Below are 11,804 nucleotides of genomic sequence, written 5' to 3' on the forward strand. Positions count from 1 at the left end.
CGCCGCCCCTTTCAGGGCGGCGTTTCATCGGTTTCAAATGCTCGGGCGGCGGATCAGTCCGCGGCGCTCTCTTCAAGCTGCTCGATGCGGGCCGACAGCTCCAGGATCAGCGCCTGCTGCGCCGCGTTCTGGGCGTTCAGCGCCTGAATGGCGGCCAGCGCCACGCCGGAGGTGTCGAGCGTCGAGATCGTGGTGTCGTTGTGACCAAGACCAAAGGCCGCGCGGAAGTCCTGCGCCATCGGGCCCATGTGGCGCACACCGGCCTCGGCTTCGCTCTTGTAGGTCCAGGCGCTCAGCGGCAGGGCCGCGACCTTTTCCAGAACCTCGGCGCCATCCACCGGGACAATCGCCATCTTGGCGTTCTTGTCCGAGCTTTGCGTCAGGGTGCCGCCGATGGTCAGGTTGCCGGTCGCGTCAAGCGCCATGCCACCCTGCGCGGCGGTGCCGTCGCCGCCCACGCGGAACGAGCCATCGGCTTCAAAGAACATCCCCTCGGTCGGGGCATCATCGCGGGAAATGATAAACCGGCCAGCCGCCGCGTTTTCATGGGTGAAAAACCAGCTTCTGCCGGTACTGTTGTTTTCAAAGGTCACATAAGAGCCACCATTGTTTTCCACCCGCAGGCCTTCATAGGCCCCGCCGGAACCTCCTAAGACATGCAGCTTGGCCTCCGGAGAGGCGGTGCCAAAGCCAATGTTCCCGTCGGTGTTGACATAGAGCGAGTTGCTCGGGGCAGAGGGGCGGATCCTGAACGGCAGGCGCGAGCCATTGGTGGCATCGCGCACAAAGAAGTTCGTCTCGTTGCCCGCCACGTCCCAGGTCTGGGGGGTGAAGCCGGAGGTGCCGTCCTGCTCAAGACGCAAGGTCGGCGTGTCGCCATTGGGCACGTGGATTTCCACAACCGGTGTCGACGTGCCGACACCAATCCGGCCACCATCATCCACGTAAAGCGAATGGTTCGGCGCGCTGGCTTCGATGGTGAAGGGCGTGCGGCCACCGTCGATGTCATCGATGGAGAACTTGTTCTGCCCGCCATTCGATGAATCGTTGAAGGTGATCTGCCAGTCGTTTGTCGGGAAGGACGCGCTGTTCGAGGTATCCTGCGCCTTGATCCGCAGGTTGTTCTCTTTCAGGCGGAGCGTGTCAAAGCCAAAGCTCTCGCCGTTGACACAGTCCTGGCCCACGCAGATCGAGCCATCAACGATCAGATCGTCAAGAATGAGCTGATCAGCCGATGCGGTGCTGGCGCTCAGAGCAACAAGCGCGCTGGCCCCCAGCACCGCCGCCCTGATGCGGAATTTGTGATTAGTCATGACCATCTCCTCATGTCCCAATGCGGGGGCTACCCCCTGACTGTCTGTCTTTGCCTAAAGGGTTTGATGCCTTCGCCCCGGCTCACTCAAGAAAAAACTTCAAAAAACATTGTTTCAAACGGCACCTGTGCAAAGTTTACCATAGGTCACTGTGCCCAATTGTGATCTCGGACACAACCGTTCAGAGAACCAGAAACGGAAATACTCCGCCCACCCGTCAGCCTACAAAGACCACAAAGACCCGCGCGCCAGCGCACATCTCAGGGACCAAAACGCGGGCAAACCGGCCCCGCCACGGGATTTTCCGGCGCTCAGAGGGTGCAATCCATGCAGCCTGACCCTACAACCCCGAACAACCCTTCCGTTTCAGACCTCGATGGAGTGTCCGCCTTGCTGATTTTTGTCGCCGGTATGCACCGCAGCGGGACCTCCGTGCTGATGCGCCTGCTCAAACAGGCCGGGGCCGTGGTGCCCGGCGACATGCTGCCCGAAAACGAGGACAACCCGACAGGCTACTGGGAAGCGCGGGACGTGGTGCAGCTCAACAACCGGCTGCTTGTGGCGGCCGGGCGGCACTGGTGCGATGATCGCGCGCTGCCCGCCGGTGCGCTGGACGCCCTCGGGCGGGATCATGGGGCCGAGATCACCGAGACCCTGCGCGGGCTCAGCGCCGCCGGGACACTTGTCGCCCTCAAAGACCCGCGCCTGTCGCTCTTGCTGCCGCTCTGGCTGGCGGCGGCGGCGGAGATCGGGGCCGAGGCCCGCAGCCTGATCGCCATCCGTCCTCCCGCCGAGGTCGCCCGCTCCCTGTTCCAGCGCCTGCACACCACCGCCTTTCGCCCCGCCGCGATCCCCAGCGCCACCAAGGCCCACACGCTCGCCGCCCGCTACATGCTCGAGGCGGAGCGCCACACGCGCGGGACAAAACGCGGCTTTGTCGATTTTGCCGCGCTGCTGGAGACCCCGCAGGCCGAACTGGCCCGCGCCCTGCGGGAGGCGGACATCCCGCTGCACCCCGAGGCGGACAGCCCCGCGCTTGTCGATCCCGCCCTGCGCCGCCAGCGCGCGGTTCAGGCGCCGTCCGATCTCTGGGCCAGCGCGGGGTTCGCCACCCGCATTTACGATCAGCTCCGCACCGCGCCCGAAGACAGCGCCGCGCTGGATGCCACCTATGACGCCTTCGAAACGCTCAAGGCCGAAACCGATGCCCTGCGCCCCCGCGCGCCGCAGGCGCAGGAGACCGGCGTCGCCCTTGCCACGCTCGAACGCGCCTATGCCACAGAGCCCGCAAAGCAGGTGGTGTTCCTCTCCGGCGCGCCGCTCTCCAAGGGGCATATCTACCGCGTGCAGAACCGGATCGAGACGCTGATGCACACACCCATCGCCGGGGCCTGTGCCACGCTGGGTGAGGATGACCCCGAGGCCATCGCCGAAGCCGCCGATCTGATCGTGCTGTTCCGCGCCGAGGCTTCTGCGGCCACAGAGGCGCTTTATGCCGCCGCCCGCGCCCGCGGCGTGCCGGTGATCTTCGACATAGACGATCTGGTCTTTGACCCCGATTACATGAAACCGGAGTTTCTCTCGCTTCTCGACGGCATGACCCCGCATCAGCGCGCGGTCTGGGAGGGGCGCGCCGAGAACTACCGCCGCGCGCTCTGCGGCGCCGATGGTGTCTGGGTTTCAACCGAGGCGCTGGCCGGACACGCCCGCCGCTTCAACCCGACGGTTCAGGTGGTGCCGAACGGGATCAGCCTCGGCAGGGCGCGCCGCGCGAAGACTCTCTGGAAACAGTCTCTAACCCGGCCCAATGATGGTCTTCTCCGCATCGGTTACGCCAGCGGCACCCCCACCCATGACCGCGATTTCGCCCCCCTCGCGCCGGTGCTGGCCGGGCTGCTGGCGGGCAATCCGGCGCTGCGCCTCGTGCTGCTTGGCCATATCGACGCCGCCCGCTTCCCCGCGCTGGCCCCGGTGATGGCGCAGATCGAACAGCGCCCCGAAGTGCCCTTCGAAGACCTGCCCGAGGCTCTCCTCGGCATTGACATCAACCTCGCGCCGCTGGAGGCAGATAACCCCTTCTGCGCGGCCAAGAGCGAGCTGAAATTCTTTGAATCCGCGCTGGTCGGCGGCGTGAGCGTGGCCAGCCCCACCCCGCCTTTCGCCGCCGCCATGCAAGACGGCACCACCGGCTTTCTCGCCCGCAGCGCTCAGGACTGGCAGGACCGCCTGACCGCCCTGATCTCGGACGCAGACACCCGGCACATCCTCGCCAATGCCGCCCATGAAACCGCACTGGACCGCTTCGGCCCCGAGGCGCAGGAGACGGCCCTGCTCACGGCCATCCGGCAGAGCGTGACCCAAGCCGTTTGGCCAGAAGGCCAATCAGAAGCGCGGCGATGACAAGCCACACCGCGCCGAGCATCCAGGCCATGGGGGTGCCGTAAACATCGGCGATGGCACCCGCCAGAATCAGGCCCAGGGCCGCCCCAAGTTGCTGTATCAGCGAGCGCAGAGACAGCATGGTGGCGCGTTGGCGGTCTTCGACACATCTGTGCAGAATGCTGCTGGCCGGGGTCTCACACAGACCAAGGATCATGGAATAGAGGATGAAAGCCGCCGCAAAGCCGGTGATGCCGCCCTGCACGGCCAAAACGATCTGAACCCCCGCCAGAGAGGCAAACGCCGCCGCAAGCATCACCGCATGCCGCCGCCGGAACATCCGGCTGATGCGCGCAGACAGCGCCGCGCCAAATGCAATCGAGAAGAAATAGGCGGCGGTCAGCACACCGATGAACGTGTTTGCGGTGCCCTCCTCCAGCAAAGGCTTGGCATGGGTGGGCCAGATCACCTCGACCGGGTTGCTCGCCATCAGGAAAAACGCCAGGGCCGCCAGAAGCACCGACAAGGCCGGATGCCGCAGGGCAAGCCGCCCCGCGTCCCGGATCACCGCCGGGACAGCTGCAAACCCCTGCCTCAGCGCCTTGGGGTTCAGGGCGCGCGGCGGCTCCACGATGAAAACCAGGGTGTAGACAAACACGCCCAGCATCACCGCAAGGCTCGCCACATAAGACACGTCATAGGCATGGCCTCCCAGCCGCTCGGCCAGCGGGCCAAGAAGATCGGGCAGAAGCCCGCCCAGAACCGCCCCCACCGCCAGGCCCATGGCCCCGGCCCATTGCGCCTTGGCCAGCGCGGGCTGGACATCCACATCCGGGGCCGCCGCCTTGAAGGTTTCGACAAACCAGGCATCCAGCGTGCCCGAGCGCAGGGCGCGTCCAAGGCCGATGAAGGCAAAAGAGAGCGCAAGAACCGGGAAATCGCGCGCGCCCAGAAACAGGACAAGAGAGAGCACGCTGGCAACAACCGCGGCCAGAAAGACCGGCTTGCGCCCGATGCTGTCGGCCAATCCGCCAAAAGGGAGCTCCAGCGCCATGGTCGTCAGGGAGTAGACCCCAAACAGGAGCGAGATCTGGAACAGGTCCATGCCGCGATCCCGCAGCGCCAGCGCAACAACGGCAACCGTCAGACCCATGGCAAGGCGATCGAGAAACTGGTGGCGCTGAAACACCCGGATGTGCCGCCGCGCCGGAGCGGTCAGCGCCGCGTAAGAGAATTCCAGCTCCGTTGTCATGTCCGCACCTTCGGCCCTGAAGACCGCTTGCGCAAGACCACGGCCGCGCGGGCCTGAAACCTGTATTGGTCGGTCACAGGCGCATTGTTTTCGCAGACGCCAGGAAAGGGCGGCTTGCGCCTGTGGCGTTCTGAATTGGCATTAGGCGAAGGGGAGCAGTGGCCGTTCGTTCTTTGCACCCCAGCGCGGAATCAAGCCCGAAGGGCGCCGCGCCATCGACGGGCCGTCCCCACGGCACGGCGATTGGGTTGTTGTATCGAGCCACACATGACGAACGCGCCAGTGGCTGGGATAAATCGAGGGGATTTGAGGTAGGATCGCCGTACCACGGCCCGTCGATGGCGCGGGCTGTGCTCAACTTCTGCAAAACCCCTCGCGACGCCAGACCGCTCCCCCACGCGGCCAACCCTTACCGCCAATACCATTCCCCGACGGCTTCCTCGCGCCCGTAGGCCAGCCCCATGTCGACCTCGAAATCATAGCGCGGGAAGCGGTAGTCATAGCCCGCCGCCTGCCGGAATTCCTCCTGGCTGTCGCGGAAGAACCCTTCTTTCGAGGTCGCCACGCCACCATGCACCTGGTGAAAGGTCGCCTCGCCCCAGAGCAGGATATTGCGGGCCCCGGGGCGTTCCATGGCCCTGTTGAAGGCCTCGAGGTTACACAGCCCGCCGCCCGAGCGGGCAAAGCCTTCGCGATAGCCCCCCATCTCCAGCCAGAGCGCGCGCTCCAGGGCAAAGGCGTTGCTTTCGTTCTGGGTATAGACAGTGCCATGCCGATGCGCCCCGGCCCAGACGCTGACCGCGTTGAGCCGGTCCAGATCCGCCTCCCAGCCCGCGCCCGCCAGCAGCGCGTCTTCGGCGGCCTGATCATAGCCTTTCTGCACCGAGCGCATCTGCACTTCGGGGCCAAGGTGGCGCGAGGCCACATAGGTGCAGGCCCCGGGCGCGCGCTCCAGCGCATCGATCGTGCGGCGCACCAGATAGGGGCTGAACATGCGCGCGCCATCAATGCAGAGCATGACAAACCGCCCCCGCGCCTGATCTGCCGCGCAGGCGTTCATGGCAAAAACCGGGGAAGGGTGGCTCTGTTCCGGGGCAATCCGGTGCAGGCAGACAGGCACCCCGCCGAAATCCACCCCTGCGAGAGACAGCGCCTGCGGCGATCCATTGTCGATGACAATCACCTCGTAGTCCGTCGCACAGACCTCCTTTTGCAAAGGCGGCAGCATCGAGCGCAGCGTCCGGGGCGCTTCGCGCTGCATGGCATAGGTGTTGAGGATGATCGACAGCTTGACCACGCGGCGGCCCTTTCCCTTGCGCCCCGATCCTGTGGGGCGCGCCCATGGTATCGGTGGCGCAAAAGAGGAACAACCGCCAGCCTGTTGCACGCGCAAGGGTCTTGTCCCGGAACCACAGGGGGCACCGGGACAAGACCTATAACGCGGATTATGTCATGAAAGAGGGCCGGGAGGCCTCAGAAGATATCGATCCCGGCTTCAAGCCCGGTCGTGCTGGTCACGCCGGTCAGGGTGATGGTGTTGCCACCGCCGAAATCCAGGATCACGTTGCCGCTGGCGTCGATGTCGGCAAACTCGGCGATGATCTGGGCATCGCTCAGCGTGCCGTGGGTGCTGGTCCAGAGCGCATCATCGAGCTTGAGCACATCGCCCTCGGCCAGGCTGAAATCGGTGATCTCGTCGCTGCCGAAGCCGGTGGCAAAGAAGAACTCGTCCACGCCCGTGCCGCCCGACATGGTGTCATTGCCCGTCCCACCGTAGATCGTGTCATTGTCCGCAAAGCCCAGGATCAGATCGTTGCCGCTGCCGCCGTAGATCGCGTCATTGCCATCGCCGCCATAGATGGTGTCGCTGCCCGCCATGCCGCCCAGCTGGTCATTGCCGCCGCCGCCGTAGATGGCATCGTCGCCGTTGCCGCCATAGGCGATATCGTGGCCATTGACCCCGCCCAGCGTGTCGTTGCCGTTGCCGCCAAACAGGCTGTCCTGCCCGTCCGCGCCGAACAGGCTGTCATTGCCATCGACCCCGCCCAGCATGTCATTGCCGGACCCGGCGTAGATCGAGTCGTTGCCATCGGCCCCGAACAGGCTGTCGTGGCCCGCCGCGCCGCCGATCAGGTCATGGCCGCTGCCGCCATAGAGGCTGTCGTTGCCATTGCCGCCGAACAGCCGGTCATTGCCCGCGCCGCTGTAGACAAGGTCATTGCCATCGCCTGCAACGATGTCATCGACGCCGCCGTTGGTGTAGATCACGTTGTCCGCTTCATTGCCGGTGACCGTATCGTTGCCGCCCCCGGTGGTCAGGTTCTCGATCACCGTGCCGCGCGCGATGATCAGGTTGCCGGTCAGCCCGCCCACATCGGAGATCGCCTCGTCGTTCAGATTGATCCGGCCCGCCACGTCGGTATAGCTCAGATCCAGGGTATCGGTGCCGTCGCGGTCATAGATCGTATAGGTGGTCGAGCCGCCCTTGTAGAGCGCCGCGCCCGTGCCATTGGGCAGCGAGTTGAAGAAGCTGCCCATGTAGCCGCCAAGCGTGCTGTTCGCGCCCCAGACCGTATCGCCGGCGGTCTCGCTGCTGGCTCCCGGCGCGCCATAGAGATTCTGGATCGCGATGATGTCGACGATCATCGGGGTCAGCACATCGGCCAGGCTGGCATTGGTGGCGGTGTTGTCGTTCTGGTCGAAGTAGGACATCACCGACATCTGCCAGCTGTCATTGGTAAAGATATTGTCCACGCCATAGGTGGCATTGCCGTCATAGGGGCCCTGGTGGCCAAGACCCAGCGCATGGCCGATCTCGTGGATGTAGGTCGAAAAGGCGTAGGAATCGATGGTCGCCCCTTCGGTGATCCAGCTCCAGTGCACGTTGACCGTGGCGCTGGTGATATAACCATTGGTGCTGTTCCAGAAGGCATAGGCCCCGGAATCATTGTCCTGGAAGGTGATATCGCCACCGCTCGTCACCTCGACAAACTGCAGGTCGGCCACCGACTCCCAGGCTTCCAGCGCCCAGCGGGCCAGCTGCTGGCCCTCGGCGGTCAGGCCGGAGATGTTGACGGTGATGACATTGCTGGCCGACGTGTCCCACTGCCCGTTGTCGTTCGGCCCGCCCCAGAAACCGGTGGTCAGGTAATTGGCCATCTCGTCAAGCGTTGCGGTCACGGCCCCCGCCGTGCCGGTGCCCGCGGTGCCCGGTCCGATCGACGCGCCACCACAGCCGGGGCAATGGCAGGAACGCGTCATCTCGATATGGGGCAGCTCCGTCGCGGCATCCTTGAGGAGTTCAAAGATATTGGTCGTCATGTCTCTTCACCAGTGCTCGTACGTCTTGTTCTAAGGCAAGCGGCGCGTGTTGGAGTGATCTGCGCCGGAAGGGTCTCGCCTGTTTGTTTATCCGCCCTCTGAACCCTTTTTATGGCTTCATTGAGGCCGCGTGTGTTCAATTTCTGTTGAATGCTCTGCACCTGGCTCTCAGTCCAGCGCCGCCTTGAGCGCGGGGGCAAGGCCCGGCTCGGAGGCCAGAAGCGCGTCGGTAAACCCCTGCAGCTTGCCCGCATCAAGCGCCGCATCCACAAGGCGGAACCGCACCTCGGGGCCGCTTTGCGGATCGGCGTCCTGCGCCCTGTCCCACCACAGATGCCCGCGCAGCCCGCGCGCATCCGCCCCGGTGACCTGCACCACAAGCATCAGCGCCGCGCGCCCGTCCCGCCCGGTGATGCGCAGGCCCGGGGCGCTCTGTTCAAGCGAGGCGGTCATCGCCGTGCAGAGCATATCCGCTGTCAGCGCCCCCGCCTCTTCCGGCAGGCGGCAGTCCAGCGCAAGGCCGCCCTGGCCCGCGCCCCCTGCCCCGGCCTCTGCCGGCGCAAGACAGGGCAACACCCCCATGACAAACCCAAGAACCGATCCGCGCATGCCCTCTCCCTCTTTCCCGCTTTCCCGGATCAGCCCGCAGAGCGGCGCGCCCTGACCCAGTTCAAAAACGCCTTGTTCCCATCACCGCCCGGCCCGCGGGCGGCGGCGCCTGCCCGCCATTCGGCTTCGAGCGCATAGACATCGGCCCCCGGCCACAGCGCCCGCGCCGCATCAAGGGTCTGCGGCATCAGCGCGTCTCTGGGGACCGGCTCCGTCACGGTCTCTCTACGGGAGAATTGGTAAATATCTCCCTCACCTTCAATCATCTCGTAATCGGGCAGGTGGTTCTCGGCGGCCATCCGCCGCATGGCCGCGCGGAACACGCGGATCGGCGCCGCACTCCCGGCTTTCTTGTGCAATGTGGCGAGGCTGATTTTCCACGCGGGCTGGCGGCCGCAATGTTTGCGCGCCAGCTCGTAGATGCGCCGCTCCAGAGGTTTCCGGAGCCGGAAATAATCACGGCTGAGCGTCAGCACGGAGCGCGCCTCGACCGCGCGGAACAGCCAGTCGCTGAGCGTGACCGAGACCGAGACCATGCGACCGCCCCGGCTGCGGCGGCGGATCTCCCAGGCTTCGATCAGGCCAAAGCCGCTGGTGGTCTCCATGCCCCCGGTCTGGATGTTGGTGGTGATGCGCGTGCCCGCCAGCCGCTCGAAGGCTTCCTTGAGCCGCGTATAGCCATCCCCCGAGGTGTCGCGGTTGGTGGCCACCAGAAGATCATGCGCCCGCAGGGTCAGCGTCCGGCTGATCGCGCGCCCCGCATTGAGCGCCGCCACAAGCTGGCTGATGCAATAGATCAGGATATCCTTGTCATGGATCGTCGCGCGCCCTTTGACCGAAGGCGTCACCGAGACCTCCACCCCATTGTGCGTGTAATTCAGGATGCGCCGGTCCGGCCGGGTCGAAAGCGAAAAGATCGGGTGTTCCATGGTGCCCAGATCATCTTTCGGGCTGGCCCCGAAGAGATCACAGACGAAGAAATCCCCCGTCGGGTGGCGGTCGGGCATAAGCCCCCCTGCCCCTGTGGCTGTTGTCATCACTGCCTGCCTTCGGGCATGTCCCTGCCCTTGCTGTCCGCTCGATACGCCGTCTGATGCGGCTTTTGTCTGCCCCGATTCCTTTCGGGGTTTCAGTGACACTCACCCTAGAGTTATCCACAGGATGCGTCCAGCGCGGCTTCGGGGGATTGGAGTCATCCCTTCGGGGCTTCAGAGTCATCTTATCGGGGGTTCAGAGTCGCCCTCCTCTTTCAAAGCGCAAATTCTCTAAAGGTTTTCAGAGATTTGCACCAAACCGATGACTCCTGTAACTCTTAATTAACAAAAAATAACTGATCTTCGCCCCGTTTTGTGTCATGCTGCGCCTGGAAATTCGGGGCCTGCGCTGCATCGAAGCCTTTGAATTGCAGAGAAAATCACCTCGGTGTTGAGCTTTCTCTTCCATGTTCGCCGTTTTTCGCTACACTGACCAAAAGAGCGCACATCACAGCGTTTTCCCAAGCGCTCAAAGAGGCGCAGGCGGTTTGAGGACATCTTATGCGAGCGGACACCAAGGGCGATCTGCCCCCCTATTTCAACATCAATCCCGATGAGGCGCTGGCCGCCCTGGGCAACCCGGCCACCACGCGCGGCTTTCAATCGGTCGCGCAGGCCTGCGAAGCCGGACGCAGCGATCTGGCGAACCGGGGTCTTGAGGACAGCGGCGCGCGTCAGCTCCGCCGCTTCTCCACATGGGAGATCTGCCGCTACCTGATCCCCGTCGCCCAAGGGCATTTCCGCCGGGTGCTCAAACAGAACCCCGAGCTGCCGCAGGGCGTCTCGGAAACCACCGGCGGCGCGAAATGGTTCACCTTCGACGAGGTGCTCCGCCTCAAGGCCCATTTCGGGACCGAGGGCTCCAAATCCAAGGAGTACCTCCCCTACCGCCCCGAAGGCCTGCCCGCCAAGATGGTCGCCGTCGCCAACTTCAAAGGCGGCGTGGGCAAGACCTCCACCGCCGCCCATCTCGCCATGTCCGCCGCTCTGGACGGGTACAAAACCCTCGTGGTCGATCTGGATTCCCAAGGCTCCATGACCTCCATCTTCGGCGGCAAGGTCGAGGACGAATGGCAAACCGTCTTCCCTCTCTTCGCCCGCCACTACGCCTCGCACCTGCGTGAGGCCAACCAGCGCCGCGCCGATCTCGGCGAGGCCCCCGTCCCGCTCGATGAAACCCTCACCGAGGCCCTCTCCGTCAACGCCACCGATCTCGTCCAGAAAACCCACTGGCCCAACATCGACCTGATCGGCGCTCAGCTCAATCTCTACTGGGCCGAATTTCAGGTCCCCGTCTGGCGCATGCAGGCGCGCGGCTGGAAGCTCTGGGAGGCGCTCACCGACAGCTTCGAACGCGATGGCCTCCTGGACCAATACGATGTCATCTTCATCGACACCCCCCCTGCCCTCGGCTACCTCACCATCAACGGGCTGGCCGCCGCCGATATCCTGCTGGTCCCGCTCGGCGCTTCTTTCCTCGAATTTGACTCCACCGGCCGCTTCTTCGACATGCTGCACGCCACCTTCGGCTCCATCGAAGAAGCCGAAAACCTCGCCGCCCGCGCTCTGGGGCGCAGTGAACTCAATTTCGAATGGGACGCGGTTCGGGCCGTGATCACCCGCTACGACGGCGCACAACAGGCCGAGCTGTCTGCCCTCATGCAAAGCTACCTCGGCCCCACCCTCTCCCCGCATAAGCAGGACTTCACCGCCCTCATCGGCCAGGCCGGCGAGCAGGTGCGTGGCATCTACGAGGCCGACTACCGCGATTTCAACCGCGAAACCTATGTGCGCGGGCGCGAAACATTCGACGCCACCTATGCCGCCTTCAAACAGCTCCTCGTGGGCAGCTGGCGGCGCGACGAACTGGCCGCAACCACCGCCGCCGCAGAGTAG

Annotated in this window: 8 protein-coding genes; 2 read left to right on the top strand and 6 right to left on the bottom strand. The window is 64.6% G+C overall.

Annotation, left to right across the window (positions count from 1 at the left end; all coding sequences use genetic code 11):
* Positions 1 to 53: 53 nt before the first annotated feature.
* Entirely contained in the window at positions 54 to 1,313 is a 1,260-nt protein-coding gene (locus E4662_RS24255; RefSeq protein WP_206080351.1) for a tail fiber domain-containing protein, read from the bottom strand.
* A gap of 327 nt (positions 1,314 to 1,640) precedes the next feature.
* Between E4662_RS24255 and E4662_RS23760 the strand changes: the two genes are divergently transcribed.
* Positions 1,641 to 3,713 (top strand): sulfotransferase, encoded by a 2,073-nt coding sequence (locus E4662_RS23760; RefSeq protein WP_136444136.1) that lies wholly within the window; start codon positions 1,641 to 1,643, stop codon positions 3,711 to 3,713.
* On the opposite strand, the gene E4662_RS23765 is transcribed toward E4662_RS23760, so the two are convergent.
* From E4662_RS23765 to E4662_RS23785, 5 genes are all read right to left on the bottom strand, one after another.
* Positions 3,646 to 4,944, bottom strand: a complete 1,299-nt coding sequence (locus tag E4662_RS23765; RefSeq protein WP_136444137.1) for an MFS transporter — start codon at positions 4,942 to 4,944, stop codon at positions 3,646 to 3,648. The genes E4662_RS23760 and E4662_RS23765 overlap by 68 nt on opposite strands.
* Positions 4,945 to 5,353: 409 nt before the next feature.
* Positions 5,354 to 6,241, bottom strand: a complete 888-nt coding sequence (locus E4662_RS23770; protein WP_136444138.1) for a glycosyltransferase family A protein — start codon at positions 6,239 to 6,241, stop codon at positions 5,354 to 5,356.
* A gap of 176 nt (positions 6,242 to 6,417) precedes the next feature.
* Positions 6,418 to 8,265: a M10 family metallopeptidase gene (locus E4662_RS23775; RefSeq protein WP_136444139.1), complete on the bottom strand. Its 1,848-nt coding sequence runs from the start codon at positions 8,263 to 8,265 to the stop codon at positions 6,418 to 6,420.
* Positions 8,266 to 8,433: 168 nt separating this feature from the next.
* Positions 8,434 to 8,874 carry a hypothetical protein gene (locus E4662_RS23780; RefSeq protein WP_136444140.1) on the bottom strand — a complete coding sequence of 147 codons (441 nt, stop codon included), beginning with the start codon at positions 8,872 to 8,874 and terminating at the stop codon, positions 8,434 to 8,436.
* A gap of 29 nt (positions 8,875 to 8,903) precedes the next feature.
* Positions 8,904 to 9,911 carry a replication initiator protein A gene (locus E4662_RS23785; RefSeq protein WP_240705311.1) on the bottom strand — a complete coding sequence of 336 codons (1,008 nt, stop codon included), beginning with the start codon at positions 9,909 to 9,911 and terminating at the stop codon, positions 8,904 to 8,906.
* Between the two features lie 498 nt (positions 9,912 to 10,409).
* Between E4662_RS23785 and E4662_RS23790 the strand changes: the two genes are divergently transcribed.
* The gene (locus tag E4662_RS23790; RefSeq protein WP_136444141.1) at positions 10,410 to 11,804 is read left to right on the top strand and encodes an AAA family ATPase; all 1,395 of its coding nucleotides are present in this window, start codon (positions 10,410 to 10,412) and stop codon (positions 11,802 to 11,804) included.

Source organism: Pacificoceanicola onchidii (genome assembly GCF_004804335.1).
Lineage (GTDB): Bacteria > Pseudomonadota > Alphaproteobacteria > Rhodobacterales > Rhodobacteraceae > Pacificoceanicola > Pacificoceanicola onchidii.